Raw genomic sequence first — 18,293 nt, 5'->3', positions numbered from 1 at the left:
TGCTCACCCACCTCGGCATCGACACCGTGCAGCTCAACGGCGAGGGGTTCGAGCTGCTGGTCAGCAAGGGCGACCAGGTGAAGCGCGGTCAGCCGGTGGTCAAGTGGAACCCGGCCGCGGTGGAGGCCGCGGGCAAGTCGCCGATCTCCCCGATCGTGGCGCTGGAGGCGTCGGCGGACGCGCTGAGCGGCGTCGCCGAGGCCGGCGAGGTGGCCAGCGGCGGCGAGCTCTTCAACTGGAACTGACCAGCCCGACCGAGTGATTGGCCGGACAACGCCCCGCCCGCCGTGCTTCGGTTGGGCGGGGCGGCAGTGCCGGGTCGAGAGGATTTGAGAAAGACATGGAGAAGACGCTGCGCGGCGTGGGTGTCAGCCACGGGGTCGCGATCGGCCCGGTCCGGCACATGGGCACCGCGGTGCTGGAGCCCGCGGCCACCCAGATCCCGGCCGGGGAGGCCGAGCGGGAGCAGGCGCGGGCCAAGCAGGCGGTGGACGCCGTCGCCGCCGACCTGGTGGCCCGCGGCAACCTGGCCGGCGGTGAGGCCCAGGCGGTGCTGGAGGCCCAGTCGCTGATGGCCCAGGACCCGGAGCTGATGGCCGACGTGGAGCGTCGGATCGCCGTCGGCAGCAGTGCCGAGCGCGGCGTCTACGACGCGTTCGCCGCCTACCGGGCGCTGCTCGCCTCGGCCGGCGAGTACCTGGCCGGCCGGGTCGCCGACCTGGACGACGTGCGCAACCGGATCGTCGCCCGCCTGATGGGCGTGCCGATGCCGGGCCTGCCGGACAGCGACGAGCCGTACGTGCTGCTGGCCCGGGACCTGGCGCCGGCCGACACCGCGCTGCTCGACCCGACGCTGGTGCTCGGCTTCGTCACCGAGGAGGGCGGCCCGACCAGCCACTCGGCGATCCTGGCCCGGGCGATGGGCGTGCCGGCCATCGTCGCGCTGCCCGGGGCGACCGGGCTGGCCGAGGGCACCGTGGTGGCGGTGGACGGCAGCAGCGGCGAGGTGCTGCTGGACCCGAGCGCCGAGCAGCAGGCCGAGCTGCGCCGGGTCGCGGCCGAGCGCAAGGCCGCGCTGGCCGCCTCCTCCGGCCCCGGTCGGACCTCGGACGGCCACCTGGTGCCGCTGCTGGCCAACGTCGGCGGCCCGGGCGACGTGCCGGCCGCGGTCGCCGCCGGCGCCGAGGGCGTGGGCCTGTTCCGCACCGAGTTCCTCTTCCTGGACGACTCGAAGAAGGCGCCGAGCGAGGACGCCCAGCTGACCGCCTACCGCCAGGTGCTGGAGGCCTTCCCCGAGGGCCGGGTGGTGGTGCGGGTGCTGGACGCCGGCGCCGACAAGCCGCTCGACTTCCTCACCCCCACCGACGAGCCCAACCCGGCGCTGGGCGTGCGGGGCCTGCGCACCCTGCTGGAGCACCCGGACGTGCTCCGGACCCAGCTGCGGGCGCTGGCCCGGGCGGCCGAGGGCCTGCCGGTGCACCTTGAGGTGATGGCCCCGATGGTCGCCGACCGGGCGGACGCCAAGGCCTTCGCCGAGGCCTGCCGGGCGGCGGGTCTGGCGGCCAAGTTCGGCGCGATGGTGGAGATCCCGTCGGCCGCGCTGCGGGCCCGGGCGATCCTGGAGGAGGTCGAGTTCCTCTCGCTGGGCACCAACGACCTGGCCCAGTACACCTTCGCGGCCGACCGCCAGGTGGGTGCGCTGGCCCGGCTGCAGGACCCGTGGCAGCCGGCGCTGCTCGACCTGGTGGCCGCGGCGGCGGACGCGGCCAAGGCGGCCGGCAAGAGCTGCGGGGTCTGCGGCGAGGCGGCCGCCGACCCGCTGCTGGCCTGTGTGCTCACCGGTCTGGGCGTGACCAGCCTGTCGATGGGCGCCGCCTCGATCCCCTACGTGCGCAGCACGCTGGCGAAGTACACCCTGGCGCAGTGCCGGCGGGCCGCCGAGGCGGCCCGGGCCGCGGACAGTGCCGAGGAGGCGCGGGCGGCCGCGCAGCAGGTGCTGTCGGGCGAGTGAGCCGACGGTACGTCAGCTGAGTGAGGGCCCCGCCGGACGGCGGGGCCCTCACTGCGTGTCAGGCGCGGCGGTCGCGGCCGAGCTGCTCGAAGAAGCGCAGGTGGTCGAGGTTGTCGACGGAACCGGGGTTGACCGCCTGCACCAGCGGGGTGCCGGCCAGCAGCCGCTTCACCGGGACCTCGATCCGCTTGCCGGTGAGGGTGTGCGGCAGGCCGTTCACCGCGATCACCTCGTCGGGCACGTGGCGCGGCGAGAGCTGCTCGCGCAGGGCGCTGCGGATCCGGCCGCGCAGCTCGTCGTCGAGCACCGCGCCGGGGGCGAGCACGACGAAGAGCGGCATCCAGTAGCCGCCGTTCTCCTCCTCCAGGCCGATCACCAGGGATTCGGTGATCTCCGGGAGGCGCTCCACCACCTCGTAGATGTCGGCGGAGCCCATCCGGACACCCTGGCGGTTGAGCGTCGAGTCCGAGCGGCCGTGGATCACCACGGTGCCGCGGGAGGTGACGGTGATCCAGTCGCCGTGCCGCCAGGTGCCCGGGTAGGTGTCGAAGTAGCTGTCCCGGTAGCGGGTGCCCTCGGGGTCGTTCCAGAAGCCGGTGGGCATCGAGGGCAGCGGCTTGGTGACGACCAGTTCGCCGACCTCGTCGGTGTGCGGCTTGCCGGAGACGTCCCAGGACTCGACGGCGGCGCCCAGGCACGGGGCCTGGATCTCGCCGAGGTACACCGGGAGGGTGGGCACGCCGCCGACGAAGCAGCTGCACACGTCGGTGCCGCCGCTGACCGAGGCGAGCCAGACGTCCGGCTTGACCTCGTCGTAGATCCACTGGAAGCCGTCGGGCGGGAGCGGGGAGCCGGTGGTGCCGATGCAGCGCACGGAGCTCAGGTCGAGGTCGCGGCCGGGGTGCAGCTCGGCCTTGCGGCTGGCGATCACGTAGGCGGCGGAGGTGCCGAGCACGGTGGCCCGGGTGCGGGCGGCGACCTCCCAGAGCGCGCCGGTGGTGGGGTGCCCCGGGCTGCCGTCGTAGGTGACGACGGTCGCCCCGACCAGCAGGCCGGCGACCAGGAAGTTCCACATCATCCAGCCGGTCGAGGTGTACCAGAAGAACCGGTCCCCGGGGCCGAGGTCGACGTGCAGCGCGGCCTGCTTGAGGTGCTCGACCAGGATGCCGCCCTGGCTCTGCACGATGGCCTTGGGCAGGCCGGTGGTGCCGGAGGAGTAGAGCACCCAGAGCGGCTGCTCGAACGGCACCTGGGCGTAGTCCGGCTCGACCTCGCCGGCGGTGGCGGCCGCCCAGTCGAGCGCGCCCTCGGGGGCGTCGCCGCCGAGCAGCGGCACGTGCACGAAGGTGCGCACCGAGGGGAGCTCGCGGCGCAGCTCCTCGACCACGGCGGTGCGGTCGTGGTCCTTGCCGCCGTAGTGGTAGCCGTCGACGGCGAGCAGGGCGGTGGGCTCCAGCTGCTGGAACCGGTCGAGCACACTGCGGGCGCCGAAGTCGGGGGCGCAGGAGGTCCAGATCGCGCCGATCGAGGCGGTGGCGAGCAGGGCGACCACGGCCTGCGGGATGTTCGGCAGGTAGCCAGCCACCCGGTCGCCGGGGACGACGCCCTGGGCGCGCAGGGTGGCGGCCAGGGCGGCGGTCTGGCGGCGCAGTTCGGCCCAGCTGACCGCGACCGGCTCGGCGGTGGTCTCGTCCAGGTGCAGGATGGCGGGCCGGTCGGCGTTGGCCGGGTCGTCGGCGAACCGCAGGGCGTGCTCGGCGTAGTTGAGGCGGGCGCCGGGGAACCACTGGGCGCCGGGCATCGCCGGGTCGGGCAGCACGGCGGTGGGCGGGGTGCTGAAGCGGACGTCGAAGTACTCGGTGACGGCGGTCCAGAACCGGGTGAGGTCCTCGGTGGACCAGGCGTGCAGGTCCGCGTAGCGGGTGGCCGCGGCGGCGTCGTCCGGGGCCGGGGCGAGCGGCGCGGCCGGGGCGCCGTAGCCGGCGGCGGCCCACTGCTGGAAGGCGACCAGGCGGGACGCGGCGGCCCGCGCGGGGTCGGGGCGCCAGAGCGGCTCGGTGGGGTCGGTGCCGTTGTGCGGGGTGGTCACGGTGTGGTCTCCCGGCCGGAAGGTGCGCGGGATCTTCGCTTCTGGCGTGGCCCGCGACGCTGCGTGCTGACGGTGCAGACCCTGCCACGTGATCTGCTGCCGCGCCAAGGGGGTCCCGACCCACTGCGGGTGGATAACCTGACCGTATGTCGAATTTCGCACGGCGTGAGCGGGCCCGGCTGGCCGAGCTGCTGACCGCGGCCGGACCGGACGCGCCGACGCTCTGCGCGGGCTGGCTGACCAAGGACCTGGCGGCGCACCTGGTGCTGCGCGAGGCCAGGCCGGACGCGGCCGCGGGGATCGTGCTGCCGTTCCTGGCGGCGCGGACCGAGCGGGTGCAGCGGCAGTACGCGGCGCTGCCCTACCCGGAGTTGCTGCGCCGGTTCCGCACCGGGCCGCCGCGGTTCTCGGCCTTCGCGCTGCCGGGGGCGGACGAGGCGGCGAACACCGTCGAGTACTTCGTGCACGCCGAGGACGTCCGGCGGGCGGCCGACGGTCCGTCGGATCCGGCGCCGGTCGACCCCGGGCTGGCCCGGGTGCTGTGGCGGCGGCTGGGGCTGACGGCCCGGATGGAACTGGGCAAGCGCACCCCGGTGCGGCTGGTGCTGGAACTGCCGGACGGCCGCAACCTGCTGGCCGGGCGGGGGCTCCCCGGCAGCGTGCGGGTGGTCGGCGAGCCGGGCGAGCTGATGCTGTTCGCCTTCGGCCGGGGTGCGCGGGCCCGGGTGGAGCTGCGCGGGCCGGACGCGGAACTGGCGCGGCTGGCGGAGCGGGTGGCGGTGCCGGTCAGCTCTTGAGGTGGTGGTCGTACCCGCCGGCGAACCAGGTGGCGCAGACCTTGGTGTGGAAGGGGAAGGCCAGCGGGATCGCGGTGTCGACGAGCTGCCAGCCCTCGGTCTCGTCGGTGGGGACGGAGGGCGGCAGCGCGTCGAGGTCCTGGGCGGGGAGCAGGGCGAACAGGCACAGGAAGGCGCCGCGGGTGTCGCTGGCGGTGTCCACCAGGGTGACCTGGTCGGCGCGGGCGTGGATGCCGGTCTCCTCGCGCAGCTCGCGGACGGCGGCCTCCTGCCAGCTCTCGCCGAGGTCGATGTAGCCGCCGGGCAGGGCCAGCTCGCCGTAGCCGGGCTCGATGGTGCGGCGGATGACCACCAGGCTCTGGCCGCCGTCGGGCCGGTTGACCGGCAGCAGCGCGACGGTGACCGGCAGCGGGTTGCGGTAGCTGATCTCGCCGCAGCCGGGGCAGGTGCGCGGCCAGCCGTGGGTGTCGGCGGGGTAGGCGGTGCCGCACCAGTGGCAGTGCCTGCCGGGGCCGAAGGTCGCGGGTCGGGTGGCCTGGTCGGTGCTCATGGGGTGGATGGTAGTGGTGGAGGCGGACGGTGGTGAGGGCCTTGGAGGATTTCCCGGCGGCGCTGACCGCGCGGCCGCTGGTGCTGGACGGCGGGCTGTCCGACCAGGTGGCGGCGGCCGGGCTGGACCTGTCGGACGAGCTGTGGACGGCGCGGCTGCTGGTCGAGGACCCGGGGGCGCTGGTGGCGGCGCACCGGGCGTACGTGGCGGCGGGCGCGCAGGTGGTCACCACCGCGAGCTACCAGGCGAGTTTCGAGGGCTTCGCGCGGCGCGGGATCGGGCGGGCGGCGGCCGGGCGGCTGCTGGCGTCGAGTGTCGGGCTGGCCCGGGCGGCGGGCGCGCGGTGGGTGGCCGCCTCGGTCGGGCCGTACGGCGCGGTGCTGGCGGACGGCTCGGAGTACCGGGGGCGGTACGGGCTGACGGTGCGTCAGCTGGAGCGGTTCCACCGGCCCCGGCTGGAGGCGCTGGCGGCGGCCGGCCCGGACGTGCTGGCGCTGGAGACGGTGCCGGACGTCGACGAGGCGGAGGCGCTGGTGCGGGCGGTGCGCGGGCTGGGGGTGCCGGCCTGGCTGTCGTTCACGGTGGCGGGCGGGCGGACCCGGGCGGGGCAGCCGCTGGCGGAGGCGTTCGCGGTGGCGGCGGGGGTGCCGGAGCTGGTGGCGGTGGGGGTGAACTGCTGCGCGCCCGGGGAGGTGGGCGGGGCGGTGCGGATCGCGGCCGCGGTGACCGGGCTGCCGGTGGTGGCGTACCCGAACAGCGGTGAGGAGTGGGTGGACGGCGGCTGGCGCGGGCCGGCGGCGGGGCCGGCGCGGTTCGCGGGCGACTGGCTGGCGGCGGGGGCCCGGCTGGTCGGCGGGTGCTGCCGGGTGGGGCCGGCGGGGATCGCCGGGGTGGCCGAGGTGGTGGCGCGGTGCGGCGGCGCCGGCGGGTAGCGGTGCTACTGCCAGGTAGCCGTGGGGGGAACGACCGAGAACAGGTGGGCGACGTGCACTTTCGGCGGGGCGCCTGGCAGACTCAGGGCGATAGCCCCCCGTCGGCATGACCATGAATCGTGCGACATTGTCGAATGGCCATCCCGATAGCCCATCCCGATTAGCACTGTCGTCAGTGGAGGTCCCCATGCCCGGCCCGATCCAGTCGCTCTCCCGGGCCGCCGCGATCCTGCGCCTGCTGGCCGGCGGCGAGCGTCGGCTCGGCCTCTCCGAGGTGGCCAGCTCGCTCGACCTGGCCAAGGGCACCGCGCACGGCATCCTGCGCACCCTCCAGCTGGAGGGCTTCGTCGAGCAGGACCCGGAGAGCGGGAAGTACCAGCTGGGCGCCGAACTGCTGCGCCTGGGCCAGAGCTACCTGGACGTGCACGAGCTGCGGGCCCGCGCCCTGGTCTGGGCCGACGACCTGGCCAGGGCGTCCGGCGAGACGGTCTACCTCGGGGTGCTGCACCAGCACGGCGTGCTGATCGTGCACCACGTCTTCCGGCCGGACGACACCCGCCAGGTGTTGGAGGTCGGCTCGATGCAGCCACTGCACAGCACCGCGCTGGGCAAGGTGCTGCTGGCCTACGACCCGGTGGCCCGGGGGCAGTTGGGCGAGGGGCCGCTGGAGTCGTTCACGCCGCGCACGCTCACCTCGGTGGACGACATCGACGCCGAGTGCGCGCTGATCCGCGAGCGCGGCTGGGCGGACGTGATCGAGGAGACCTGGGAGGGCGTGGCCTCGATCGGCGCGCTGATCCAGGACCGGCGGCGCAACCCGGTGGGCGCGGTGTGCATCAGCGGCGCGGTGGAGCGGGTCTGCGAGGACGGCTTCGTCCGCCCGCAACTGGTCGCCTCGGTGCGCGACGCGGCCCGGGCGATCTCCCGCGACCTGGGCGCCAACCGGTTCTGACCAGCCCCGGGAGGGGCGCCGAACGGCGGGCAGCGTTGCTGCCCGCCGTTCGGCGTTTTGTCCATATTTTCAGCCATTTGCTTGTTAGCGTCGCCAACCACCACCCCAGCCCGGGCGAGGGGAGGGTCACAGCCAGGTCACCGGCCTTGACGTGGGCACCTGCGGGGGTGAAAACTCCCGCATAGCGGACGACAATGTCGAACGGTGGTTGAGGGAAGAGCCTGGACGGGCCGATCCACCGCCCAGCGGTCGCCACCACCGCCGCAGGGACACCTCCCAGAGACGGGAACCGCCTGCTCACGCCGGCCGCTGTCCCCCCAAGGCCGGTTCTCCCCCACCCGCCTCTGCCAACGGGCGCCACGCACCAGGCAAACGGCCATACGGACAAAGGAGTCTTTGTGTCCGCCATCTCCAACGGCGACATCTTCGTCGGTGAAACGCTCGGCACCGCCGCACTGATACTCCTCGGCGGTGGCGTCTGCGCCGCCGTCACGCTGAAGAAGTCCAAGGCCCAGAACGCCGGATGGCTCGCCATCACCTTCGGCTGGGGCTTCGCGGTGCTGATCGCCGCGTACATCTCCGCGCACAAGTCCGGTGCCCACCTGAACCCGGCCGTCACCCTGGCCCTCGCCGTCAAGACCGGCGACTGGAGCCACGTGCCGCTCTACATCGGCTCCCAGCTGATCGGCGCGATGATCGGCGCCGTCCTGGTGTGGCTGACCTACCTGGGCCAGTTCCAGCAGAACGAGGAGCCGACCCTCGGCATCTTCTCGACCGGGCCCGAGATCCGGAACCCGATCCAGAACCTGCTCACCGAGATCATCGGCACCATGGTGCTCTGCCTGCTGATCCTCACCTCCGGGCTCACCCTCGGCGACCAGCTCTCCGGCATCGGCATCCTGATCACCGCCTTCACCGTGGTCGGCATCGGCCTCTCGCTCGGCGGCCCGACCGGCTACGCGATCAACCCGGCCCGCGACCTCGGTCCGCGCATCGTGCACTCGCTGCTGCCGATCCCGAACAAGGGCACCTCGGACTGGAGCTACGCCTGGATCCCGGTCGCCGGCCCGATGATCGGCGGCCTGCTCTCCGGTCTGCTCTACAAGGGCCTGTTCTAGGTCGACACGGCCAGCCCGTCTTCCCCTCCCCCACCTCAGAGCCGAGGATCACCGCATGACCGCCAACGTGACCGCCAATTACATCGCCGCGATCGACCAGGGCACCACCTCCAGCCGCTGCATCATCTTCGGCGCGGACGGCCGGATCGTCTCCGTGGACCAGCAGGAGCACCGGCAGATCTTCCCGCAGCCGGGCTACGTCGAGCACGACGCCGGCGAGATCTGGACCCGGGTGCAGTCCGTGGTCCGCGGCGCGCTGGAGAAGGCCGGCCTGACCAAGGACGACATCCGCGCGATCGGCATCACCAACCAGCGCGAGACCACCGTGCTGTGGGACAAGAACACCGGCGAGCCGGTGCACAACGCACTGGTCTGGCAGGACACCCGCACCGAGGCACTCTGCCGCGAGCTCGGCCGCAACGTCGGCCAGGACCGGTTCCGCCGGGAGACCGGCCTGCCGCTGGCCAGCTACTTCGCCGGCCCGAAGATCCGCTGGCTGCTGGACAACGTCGAGGGCCTGCGCGAGCGCGCCGAGGCCGGCGACATCCTGTTCGGCACCATGGACACCTGGGTCATCTGGAACCTGACCGGCGGCGTCAACGGCGGCAAGCACATCACCGACGTGACCAACGCCAGCCGGACCATGCTGATGAACCTGTCCACGCTGGCCTGGGACGAGAAGATCGCCGACTCGATGGGCGTGCCGCTGAGCGTGCTCCCCGAGATCCGCTCCTCCGCCGAGGTCTACGGCCACGCGGTCGGCGACCTGGAGGGCGTGCCGGTCGCCTCGGCGCTCGGCGACCAGCAGGCCGCGCTCTTCGGCCAGACCTGCTTCAACGTCGGCGAGGCCAAGAGCACCTACGGCACCGGCACCTTCCTGCTGCTGAACACCGGCGAGAAGGTCGTGCACTCCTACAACGGCCTGCTGACCACGGTCGGCTACCGGATCGGCGACCAGAAGCCGGTCTACGCCCTGGAGGGCTCGATCGCCGTCACCGGCTCGCTGGTCCAGTGGCTGCGCGACCAGTTGGGCATCATCTCGACCGCCGCCGAGATCGAGACCCTGGCCTCCACGGTGGAGGACAACGGCGGCGCCTACTTCGTGCCGGCCTTCTCCGGCCTGTTCGCCCCGTACTGGCGCTCCGACGCCCGCGGCGTGATCGCCGGCCTGACCCGGTACGTGACCAAGGGTCACCTGGCCCGCGCCGTGCTGGAGGCCACCGCCTGGCAGACCCGCGAGGTGGTGGACGCGATGGAGAAGGACTCCGGCGTCGAGCTGACCGCCCTCAAGGTGGACGGCGGCATGACCTCCAACAACCTGCTGATGCAGAACATCGCCGACGTGCTCAACGCCCCGGTCGAGCGCCCGTTCGTGGCCGAGACCACCGCGCTGGGCGCCGCCTACGCGGCCGGCCTGGCGGTCGGCTTCTGGCCCGACCTCGACACCCTGCGGGCCAACTGGCACCGCGCCGCCGAGTGGACCCCCCGGATGGACGAGGCCACCCGCGAGCGCGAGTACAAGAAGTGGCTCAAGGCGGTCGAGCGCACCATGGGTTGGGTGGAGGAGGACGACCAGGAGAGCTGAGCAGTAACCGGCCGGGGCAGCGCTGCCCCGGCCGGACGCATTGCCCCGGCCGCCCGCAGCGGCCGAACCGGAATTCTCGAGAGGAGACCCGGCGCCGCCCGCACCGCGGCCCGGAACACACACCATGGCAACCATCCCGACCCTGGGCGCCGAGCGCACCCCCGGCCGCACCGCTTCCCGCGCCGAGACCCGTGAGCTGCTGGGCAAGGCGACCTACGACCTGCTGGTGATCGGGGGCGGCATCCTCGGCACCGCGGTCGCCTGGACCGCCTCGCAGGCCGGTCTGAAGGTGGCCATGGTGGACGCGGGCGACTTCGCGGGCGCCACCTCCAGCGCCTCCTCCAAGCTGGTCCACGGCGGTCTGCGCTACCTGCAGACCGGCGCGGTCAAGCTGGTCGCGGAGAACCACAAGGAGCGCCGGGCGCTGGCCACCGACGTGGCCCCGCACCTGGTCAACCCGCTGACCTTCTTCGTGCCGGTCTACAAGGGCGGCCCGCACAGCGCCCCGAAGCTCGGCGCCGGTGTCTTCCTCTACTCCGCGCTCTCCGCCTTCCGGGACGGCATGGGCCGGGTCTCCACCGCGGCGCACGCCGCCCAGCAGGTGCCCGCGCTGAAGACCGAGGGCCTGCGCTCGGTCGCGGTCTACGGCGACCACCAGATGAACGACTCCCGGGTGGCCGTGATGACGGTCCGCGCGGCCGTGGACGCGGGCGCCGTGGTGCTCAACCACGCCGAGGTGACGGGCCTGCGGTTCACCGGCACCCGGGTGACCGGTGCGGAGCTGAAGGACCGGCTGGACGGCACCGAGTTCGGCGTGAGCGCCCGCCTGGTGCTGAACGCCACCGGCCCGTGGGTGGACCACCTGCGCAAGATGGAGGACGCCGGCGCGGCCCCGTCGATCCGGCTCTCCAAGGGCGCTCACGTGGTGGTCAAGCGGCGCAGCCCGTGGCGGGCCGCGCTGACCATCCCGATCGACAAGTACCGGGTCTCGTTCGCCATCCCGTGGGAGGACCACGTCCTGCTCGGCACCACGGACGAGGAGTACACCGGCGACCCGATGGACGTGCGGGCCACCGAGGCGGACATCGACCAGATCATGGGCGAGGCCGGCCACGCGATCCGCGACGAGCACCTGGACCGCGACCTGATCACCTACGCCTTCGCCGGCCTGCGGGTGCTCCCGGGCGGCCCGGGCGACACCGCGGCGGCCAAGCGCGAGACCGTGGTGACCGAGGGCCGCGGCGGCATGCTGTCGGTGGCCGGCGGCAAGTGGACCACCTACCGGCACATCGGCCGCACCGTGCTGGAGAAGCTGGCGCACGTGCGCGGCACCGGCATCGGCGAGGACATCTCGCCGATCGCGGCGACCGTGCCGCTGCCGGGCGTGGGCGCGCCGAACGCGGTGGCGCACCGCCTGCTGGTGGACCGCGAGCCGGGCTCGCGGATGGAGCCGCTGGTGGCCAAGCACCTGGCCAGCCACTACGGCACGCTCTCCTTCGACATCGCCCGGCTGATCGCCGACGACGCGGCGCTGGGCGAGCCGATCCACCCGGACGGCCCGGACGTGTGGGCCCAGGTGGCGTTCGCGGCCGACAACGAGTGGGCGTACACGGTGGACGACGTGCTGCGCCGCCGCACCACGATGACGGTGCGCGGCCTGGACACCCCCGAGGTGCGGACCCGGGTCGAGGAGTTCCTGGGCAAGCGCTCGCACGGCTGATCAACGGCTGGTCAGCTGACGCGGCGTAACATGAGGGACGGTCACCCCGTACGTGGGGTGGCCGTCCCTTTCGCGTCGACACCTGGGGAGAGTTCCGCCACCGTGACCAGGCCCCCGCTCCCGCACGACCACCAGCGGCCGGTTCCCGGCCTCGCCGTGACCAGCACCGACGTGCCGGACGGCGGCACCCTGGGCCAGGCCCAGGTGCTGGCCGGCGGCAACGTCTCGCCGCAGCTGAGCTGGTCGGGCTTCCCGGCCGAGACCCGCAGCTTCGCGGTCACCTGCTTCGATCCGGACGCGCCGAGCGGCAGCGGCTGGTGGCACTGGGTCGTCTTCGACATCCCGGCCACCGTGACCTCGCTGCCCACCGGCGCGGGCAGCGGCGAGTTCGCCGGGCTGCCGGCCGGCGCGGTGCAGGCGCGCAACGACTACGGCTCCAGGGACTTCGGCGGCGCGGCCCCGCCGCCCGGCCACGGCCCGCACCGGTACGTCTTCTCGGTGACGGCGCTCGGGGTGGACCGGCTCGGCCTGGACGCGGACACCTCGGCGGCGGCGATCGGCGCGACCGCCGGCTTCCAGGCGGTGGCCCGCGGCACGATCGTCGCCGAGTACGAGGTCAAGTAGCCGGGAACGGCGCGAGCCCGCCGGTCCCCCGCTTCGGGGGCCGGCGGGCTCGCGCCGCTTCAGGGGTGTTTCGTCAGTGCGGCTGCGCCGCGGGCTCCAGGACGAAGACCGGGATCACCCGGTCGGTCTTCTCCTGGTACTCGGCGTAGTCCGGCCAGGTCTCGCAGGCCCGCTCCCACCAGAGGGCGCGCTCGGCGCCGTGCACCTCACGGGCCGTCATGTCCTGGCGGACCGCGCCGTCCTGGAGCTCGGCCCGGGGGTCGGCCGTCAGGTTGTGGTACCAGACCGGGTGGGTCGGCTTCCCGCCCTGGGAGGCGACCACCGCGTAGTGGCCGTCGTGCTCGACCCGCATCAGCGCGGTCTTGCGGATGTTCCCGCTGCGCGCGCCGATGGTGGTCAGCACGATCACCGGCCGGCCCCGCAGGGTGGTGCCCTCGGTGCCGCCGGAGGACTCGTACAGCTCGACCTGGTTGCGCACGAACTCGCTGCTGCTGGGGACGTACTCGCCGGTCAACGGCATGTCGGTCTCCGTCCGTCGTGGGGAAGCTGGCAGGGCCCCATCATGCCCCGCCGGCCGACAGTTCGTCAGATGACGGAGCTGCGTCAGACGACCAGGCTGAGCGGCAGGATCAGCGCGATCGCGACCACCGAGATCACCGTCTCCATCATCGACCAGGACTTGACGGTCTGGCCGACGTCCATCCCGAAGTACTCCTTCACCAGCCAGAAGCCGGCGTCGTTGACGTGCGAGAAGAACAGCGAGCCGGCGCCGACGGCGAGCACCAGCAGCGCCGAGTGGGTGCTGCTCATGCCGTGGGCGAGCGGGGAGACGATGCCTGCGGCGGTGATGGTGGCGACCGTGGCGGAGCCGGTGGCGAGCCGGATCAGCACCGCGATCAGCCAGCCGAGCAGCAGCGCGGAGACGTGCAGCCGGCCGGCCCAGTGGCTGACCGCGTCGCCGACGCCGACGTCCACCAGGGTCTGCTTGAAGCCGCCGCCGGCGCCGACGATGAAGACGATGCCGGCGATCGGGCCGAGCGCGGCGGCCGTGGTCCGCCCGATCCGGTCCTTGTCGAAGCCGGCCGCCCGGCCGAGCGTGACCATGGCCACCAGCACGGCGGCCAGCAGGGCGATCAGCGGCGAGCCGACGAAGTCGAGCACCCGCTGGAGGTGGTCCTTGGGGTCGTCCACCACCACGTCGGCCAGCGCCTTGCCGAGCATCAGCACCACCGGCAGCAGGATGGTGGCCAGCACCGCGCCGAACCGGGGCGCGTGCTCGGGGCGCTCGCCCTGCTCCTCGACCACCGGCGGCAGCTCCAGCGGGCCGACCCAGCGCTCGGCGACCTTGGCCCACAGCGGGCCGGCGACGACCAGGGTGGGCACGGCGACCAGCAGGCCGAGCGCCAGGGTGGTGCCGAGGTTCGCCTTCAGCGCGTCCACCGCGACCAGCGGGCCCGGGTGCGGAGGCACCAGGCCGTGCAGCACGGACAGGCCGGCCAGCGCGGGGATGCCGACCCGCAGCACCGGCAGGTTCCCGCGCCGGGCGACCACCAGCACGATCGGCACCAGCAGCACCACGCCGATCTCGAAGAACAGCGGCAGGCCGAGCACCGCGGCGATCAGCGCCATCGCCCAGGGCAGCGACCGCTTGGAGGCCTTGCCGAGCACGGTGTCGGCGATGATGTTCGCCCCGCCGGAGTCGGCCAGCAGCTTGCCGAGCATCGCGCCGAGGCCGATCAGCAGCCCGACGCTGGTCACGGTGGCGCCGAAGCCGGTGGAGAAGCTGGCGGTCAGCTGGTCGAAGGGGGCGCCCGCGGCGGCGGCCAGCAGGCCCGAGCCGACGGTCAGGGCGAGGAACGGGTGCAGCTTGAACTTGCTGATCAGCAGCACGATCACGCCGATGCTGAGCAGCACCGACAGGAGCAGCCGGCTGTCGCTGTGGCTGTGCTGGAGCGCGGGGGCGGCGGCCAGCAGGGTGGGGGACGGGGTCACGCGAGGTCTCCATTGACGGGCCGCAGCAGGGCGGCGGCCTTCTCGACGAGGTCGTGGGGGGTGTCCCGCTCGCCGACCGGGAGCACGGCGCCGGGCTCGTCCGCCTGGAGCGGTTCGAGCAGCGCGTACTGGGAGTCGAGCAGCGAGGCGGGCATGAAGTGGCCGGTGCGGGCGGCGATCCGGGCGGCGATCAGGTCGTGGCCGCCGTCCAGGTGCAGGAAGCGGACGTCGGCGCAGCCGGCCCGCAGCAGGTCGCGGTAGCCGCGCTTGAGCGCGGAGCAGGTGACGACGCCTCCGGTGCCGGCCCGGCCGCGTTCGTGCAGCCAGCCCGCGATGGCGCGCAGCCAGGGGGCCCGGTCGGCGTCGTCCAGCGGGATCCCGGCGGACATCTTGGCGATGTTGGCGGCGGGGTGGAAGTCGTCCGCCTCGGCGTAGGGGAGGCCGAGGCGGTCGGCGAGCAGTCGGGCGACGGTGGTCTTGCCGACGCCCGCCACTCCCATCACCACGATCAGCTGGTTCTCGGCGTTGAGAGCCATGGGTTCGCTCCTTGTACTGGCTGCGGTGACGTCACTATCGCCGGAAAGGTATGACTTATTCAAGACAGCGACATTAAATCGTCATACTTATATGTGAGGGCCCGGCGGGGCCCTAAGCTGGCCCGATGGAGATCCAGGGGCTGCCCGGCAAGCTGCTCGCCGAGTTGGGGCCGGCCATCGCCGCCGGGGAGCTCGCCGAGGGGGCGGTGCTGCGGATCGAGGAGCTGGAGGCGCGGTTCGGCGTCTCCCGCACCGTGGTCCGCGAGGCCGTCCGGGTGCTGGAGTCGATGCGGCTGGTGGCCTCCAAGCGGCGGGTCGGCATCACCGTGCAGCCCAAGGCCGACTGGGACGTCTTCGACCCGCTGGTGATCCGCTGGCGCCTGGCCGGCGCCGACCGGTCCGCCCAGCTGCGCTCGCTCGGCTCGCTGCGGGTCGCCGTCGAGCCGGCCGCCGCGGCCCTCGCCGCACAGCACGCCTCCCCCGAGCAGTGCCGCGAACTGGCCTCCCTGGCAGCCGAGTTGACCAGCACCGCGCGGGCCGCCGACCTGCCCGCCTTCCTCGCCCACGACATCGCCTTCCACGCCCTGGTGCTGCGCGCCTCCGGCAACGAGATGTTCGCCCACCTGGGCGACACGGTGGGCGCGGTGCTGACCGGCCGCACCGAGCACAACCTGATGCCGCACCAGCCGCGCGAGTACGCGGTGCGGCTGCACCGCGAGGTGGCGGACGCGATCTGCGCCGGCACGCCCGAGCAGGCCGAGCAGGCGATGCGCACCATCGTCAGCGGAGCGGTGGCGGAACTGGCCGAGGAACTGGACCGGACCGCCCAGCGCCCCGTTTGACCGGGCGCTGCCTGGGCAGGCAGTGGGCGCGGGGATGAGCGGTCCCCGCCGACCAGCCCCGGGAGTTCCGCCGATGCCCCGTGACCGCCGCCGGATGCCGGACGAGGTGCGCTCGGCCAGCGTGCGCACCGTGATCTTCCTGGCGATGACCACCGTCTTCCTGATGTACTCCACGATGGCCTCGCTGGACCACGCCAGGAAGGCGCTCACCTTCGGCCTGCTGCTCACCGGCCTGGGCGTCTTCGGCATCGTCTGGTGCCTGCTGGAGATCGTGATCTCCCGTCAGATCGCCGCCCAGCGACGGCGCGGGCCCGGGCGGGACGCGCCGTTGACGGGCAGCCGTCAGCCCCGGCGCTGACGGACGGCGCCGGGGCTGACGGGTGGTTCGGTGAAGCCGACGGACCGACGGGTCAGCGGCCGACCGCGTAGCCGTACTGCACCGGCCAGCGGGGCTGCGCGCCGAGCTGCGCGGCGGCCTGGTTCGCCCAGTGCGGGTTGCGCAGCAGCTCCCGGCCGAGCAGCACCACGTCCGCGCTCCCGTCGGTCAGCACCTGCTCGGCCTGCTCGACCCCGGTGATCAGGCCGACCGCGGCCACCGGCAGGCCGGAGCCCTCCCGCACCGCCCGGGCGAACGGCACCTGGTAACCGGGCGCGGTCGGGATCCTGGCGTCCGGCACCAGGCCGCCGGTGGAGACGTCGACCAGGTCGACGCCGGCCGCCGCCAGCTCCTTGGCCAGGCGCACGCTGTCCTCGCCGGCCCAGCCGGTGCGCGGGTCCTCGGCGTTCTCGGTCAGCCAGTCGGTGGCCGAGGTGCGGAAGAAGACCGGCAGCCCGGCGGGCCAGGCGGCGCGCACCGCGGCCACCACCTCCAGGGCGAACCGCGCCCGGTTCTCGAAGGAGCCGCCGTACTCGTCGGTGCGCCGGTTGCTGTGCGGGGAGAGGAAGGAGTGGATCAGGTAGCCGTGCGCGCCGTGGATCTCGACGGCCTGGAACCCCGCGGCCAGCGCCCGGCCGGCGGCGGCCCCGAAGTCGTCGACGATCCGGCGGATCTGGGCCACGGTCAGCTCGTTCGGCTCCGGGTGGTCGCCGAAGGCCTCACCGGTCGGGCCGACGGTCGGCCAGCCGCCGTCGGCGGTCGGGATGCCGGCGCCGCCCTGCCACGGGCGCTTCGAGGAGGCCTTGCGGCCGGCGTGCGCCAGCTGGATCGCCGGCACCGCGCCCTGGGCGGTGATCGCGGCGGTGATCCGGGCCAGCGCCTGCTGCTGGCGCTCGTTCCACAGGCCGAGGTCTCCGGGGCTGATCCGGCCCTCGGGCGCGACGGCGGTGGCCTCCATGATCAGCAGGCCGGTGCCGCCGGCCGCCCGGGCGGTCAGGTGGGCGAGGTGGAAGTCGGTGACGACACCGGTGTCCGGCCCCTCGACGGGCGCGGAGTACATGCACATCGGCGCCATCCAGACCCGGTTGGGGACGGTCAGCTCGCGCAGGGTGATCGGCTCGAACAAGGCGGACACGGGGACTCCCTCGAAAGGCTCGGTGCGGGGCCGGGCTCGTTGATACGGGAAGCATCGTACTACGGGAATCGTCGTACTACGACGATCGCCGTAGAATCGCCTGGTGACCGAATCCGCACCGACCCTGCTCCCCGAGCCGGCGATCGAGGAGATCCGCCTGGCCGCCGTGCTGCACGCCCTGGCCGACCCGATGCGGCTCCGGATCGCACTCCAACTCGCCGACGGGCACCAGGACATGGCGTGCATCGCGTTCGACCTGCCGGTGAGCAAGTCGACCACCACGCACCACTTCCGGGTGCTGCGCGAGTCCGGGGTGATCCGCCAGCACCGGCGCGGCACCTCGCGGGTGAGCACCCTGCGCGCCGCGGACCTGGAGCAGGTGCTGCCCGGGGTGCTCGACCGGGTGCTGGCCGCGGCCCGCACCGAGGCCCGCGCCGAAGCCAGGGGTACCAGCGGCGACGCGCCCACGATGGAGTGACCGGCGCTGGGCGCGGCGACCCGGCCGGTGGTAGCCCTGTCCGGGTGATCTCCCTGCGCATCCGCGCGACGCTCGGCGCCGCCGCACTCGCCCTGCTCGCCTTCCCCACCCCGGCCCAGGCCCGCCCGGCCGCCCCCGACTCGCAGCTGCGGCTCACCGTGGTCTCCGCCAACGGCTCCCCGCTCGGCAGCGCCGAACTGCGCTGCCACCCCAGCGGCGGCGACCACCCGCAGGCCGCGGCCGCCTGCGCGGCCCTGGACCGCTCCGGCGGCGACCTCGACCGCCTCGCGGGCACCACCGGGACGCTCTGCTATCAGCTCTACGCACCGGTAACCGCCTCGGCGAGCGGCCACTGGCTGGACCGCGAGGTGCGCTGGCACCAGCAGTTCGGCAACATCTGCGAGCTGCACAGCAGGACCGACCCGGCGTTCCGGCTCTGACCCGCCCGACTCTGACACGCCCGAATCGGTGTCGCCTGGGTCACATCCGAAAATTTCATCTGACGGACCGTCAATTCGACTGACGGTTCGTCATGAGCGTGACGAGGCAACGGTCT

General features: G+C 73.6%; 19 protein-coding genes (1 of these 19 cut by a window edge). 13 read left to right on the top strand and 6 right to left on the bottom strand.

The genetic code is table 11. From position 1 onward, the window contains the following. Both FHX73_RS25125 and ptsP read left to right on the top strand, forming a co-directional pair. Positions 1–245, top strand: the 3' portion of a protein-coding gene (locus tag FHX73_RS25125; RefSeq protein ID WP_145907207.1) for a PTS sugar transporter subunit IIA. Its footprint begins 205 nt before the window's first position; only the last 245 of its 450 coding nucleotides appear in the window; its start codon lies off the left edge, out of view; its stop codon occupies positions 243–245. Positions 246–340: 95 nt separating this feature from the next. Next, positions 341–2,011 (top strand): phosphoenolpyruvate--protein phosphotransferase, encoded by a 1,671-nt coding sequence (gene ptsP / locus FHX73_RS25120; RefSeq protein WP_145907205.1) that lies wholly within the window; start codon positions 341–343, stop codon positions 2,009–2,011. Positions 2,012–2,069: 58 nt separating this feature from the next. On the opposite strand, the gene FHX73_RS25115 is transcribed toward ptsP, so the two are convergent. Further along, positions 2,070–4,100, bottom strand: coding sequence for an acetoacetate--CoA ligase (locus FHX73_RS25115; RefSeq protein WP_145907203.1), 2,031 nt, complete (start codon positions 4,098–4,100; stop codon positions 2,070–2,072). 146 nt (positions 4,101–4,246) lie between these two features. Here FHX73_RS25115 and FHX73_RS25110 point away from each other — a divergent pair, with 146 nt between their 5' ends. Beyond that, positions 4,247–4,897, top strand: a complete 651-nt coding sequence (locus FHX73_RS25110; RefSeq protein ID WP_145907201.1) for a TIGR03085 family metal-binding protein — start codon at positions 4,247–4,249, stop codon at positions 4,895–4,897. Here FHX73_RS25110 and FHX73_RS25105 read toward each other — a convergent pair. Beyond that, on the bottom strand, positions 4,887–5,447 hold the full coding sequence (locus FHX73_RS25105; protein ID WP_145907199.1) for an NUDIX domain-containing protein: 561 nt from the start codon (positions 5,445–5,447) through the stop codon (positions 4,887–4,889). The two genes, FHX73_RS25110 and FHX73_RS25105, sit on opposite strands and share 11 nt — an antisense overlap. 41 nt (positions 5,448–5,488) lie before the next feature. Here FHX73_RS25105 and mmuM point away from each other — a divergent pair, with 41 nt between their 5' ends. The 6 genes from mmuM (at position 5,489) to FHX73_RS25075 (ending at position 12,378) form a co-directional block, all read left to right on the top strand. Next, a complete protein-coding gene (gene mmuM / locus FHX73_RS25100; protein WP_170305022.1) occupies positions 5,489–6,379 on the top strand; it encodes a homocysteine S-methyltransferase in 891 nt (296 codons plus the stop codon). A gap of 187 nt (positions 6,380–6,566) precedes the next feature. After that, positions 6,567–7,331 (top strand): IclR family transcriptional regulator, encoded by a 765-nt coding sequence (locus FHX73_RS25095; RefSeq protein WP_145907198.1) that lies wholly within the window; start codon positions 6,567–6,569, stop codon positions 7,329–7,331. Positions 7,332–7,738: 407 nt separating this feature from the next. Continuing rightward, a complete protein-coding gene (locus FHX73_RS25090) occupies positions 7,739–8,449 on the top strand; it encodes an MIP/aquaporin family protein (RefSeq protein ID WP_145908510.1) in 711 nt (236 codons plus the stop codon). Between the two features lie 55 nt (positions 8,450–8,504). Then, entirely contained in the window at positions 8,505–10,034 is a 1,530-nt protein-coding gene (gene glpK / locus FHX73_RS25085; protein ID WP_145907195.1) for a glycerol kinase GlpK, read from the top strand. A 124-nt stretch (positions 10,035–10,158) separates the two neighbouring features. Continuing rightward, positions 10,159–11,754, top strand: coding sequence for a glycerol-3-phosphate dehydrogenase/oxidase (locus FHX73_RS25080; RefSeq protein ID WP_145907192.1), 1,596 nt, complete (start codon positions 10,159–10,161; stop codon positions 11,752–11,754). Between the two features lie 102 nt (positions 11,755–11,856). Then, complete coding sequence (locus tag FHX73_RS25075; RefSeq protein ID WP_246213702.1) at positions 11,857–12,378, top strand: YbhB/YbcL family Raf kinase inhibitor-like protein; 522 nt, start codon at positions 11,857–11,859, stop codon at positions 12,376–12,378. A gap of 73 nt (positions 12,379–12,451) precedes the next feature. Here FHX73_RS25075 and FHX73_RS25070 read toward each other — a convergent pair whose 3' ends face one another. The 3 genes from FHX73_RS25070 to FHX73_RS25060 all read right to left on the bottom strand — a co-directional run bounded on the left by FHX73_RS25070 (position 12,452) and on the right by FHX73_RS25060 (position 14,906). After that, positions 12,452–12,898 carry a nitroreductase family deazaflavin-dependent oxidoreductase gene (locus FHX73_RS25070; RefSeq protein WP_145907189.1) on the bottom strand — a complete coding sequence of 149 codons (447 nt, stop codon included), beginning with the start codon at positions 12,896–12,898 and terminating at the stop codon, positions 12,452–12,454. Between the two features lie 83 nt (positions 12,899–12,981). Continuing rightward, the gene (locus FHX73_RS25065; protein ID WP_145907187.1) at positions 12,982–14,370 is read right to left on the bottom strand and encodes a GntT/GntP/DsdX family permease; all 1,389 of its coding nucleotides are present in this window, start codon (positions 14,368–14,370) and stop codon (positions 12,982–12,984) included. Continuing rightward, on the bottom strand, positions 14,367–14,906 hold the full coding sequence (locus FHX73_RS25060) for a gluconokinase (RefSeq protein WP_145907185.1): 540 nt from the start codon (positions 14,904–14,906) through the stop codon (positions 14,367–14,369). The genes FHX73_RS25065 and FHX73_RS25060 overlap by 4 nt, the downstream gene beginning before the upstream one ends. 125 nt (positions 14,907–15,031) lie before the next feature. On the opposite strand from FHX73_RS25060, the gene FHX73_RS25055 reads away from it, so the two are divergent. Further along, entirely contained in the window at positions 15,032–15,748 is a 717-nt protein-coding gene (locus FHX73_RS25055) for a FadR/GntR family transcriptional regulator (RefSeq protein WP_145907183.1), read from the top strand. A gap of 73 nt (positions 15,749–15,821) precedes the next feature. After that, the gene (locus FHX73_RS25050; protein ID WP_145907181.1) at positions 15,822–16,106 is read left to right on the top strand and encodes a hypothetical protein; all 285 of its coding nucleotides are present in this window, start codon (positions 15,822–15,824) and stop codon (positions 16,104–16,106) included. 52 nt (positions 16,107–16,158) lie between these two features. Here the strand turns inward: FHX73_RS25050 and FHX73_RS25045 are convergent, their stop codons facing one another. Further along, positions 16,159–17,259 (bottom strand): NADH:flavin oxidoreductase/NADH oxidase, encoded by a 1,101-nt coding sequence (locus tag FHX73_RS25045; protein ID WP_145907179.1) that lies wholly within the window; start codon positions 17,257–17,259, stop codon positions 16,159–16,161. A gap of 100 nt (positions 17,260–17,359) precedes the next feature. Between FHX73_RS25045 and FHX73_RS25040 the strand changes: the two genes are divergently transcribed. Further along, entirely contained in the window at positions 17,360–17,737 is a 378-nt protein-coding gene (locus tag FHX73_RS25040) for an ArsR/SmtB family transcription factor (RefSeq protein WP_211786342.1), read from the top strand. A 44-nt stretch (positions 17,738–17,781) separates the two neighbouring features. Then, positions 17,782–18,177: an SSI family serine proteinase inhibitor gene (locus FHX73_RS25035; protein WP_170305021.1), complete on the top strand. Its 396-nt coding sequence runs from the start codon at positions 17,782–17,784 to the stop codon at positions 18,175–18,177. The last annotated feature ends 116 nt before the right edge of the window (positions 18,178–18,293 follow it).

Origin of the sequence: Kitasatospora viridis (genome assembly GCF_007829815.1) — a bacterium.
GTDB classification, from domain to species: Bacteria; Actinomycetota; Actinomycetes; order Streptomycetales; family Streptomycetaceae; genus Kitasatospora; species Kitasatospora viridis.
This window is presented reverse-complemented; position numbering and strand designations above follow the sequence as displayed.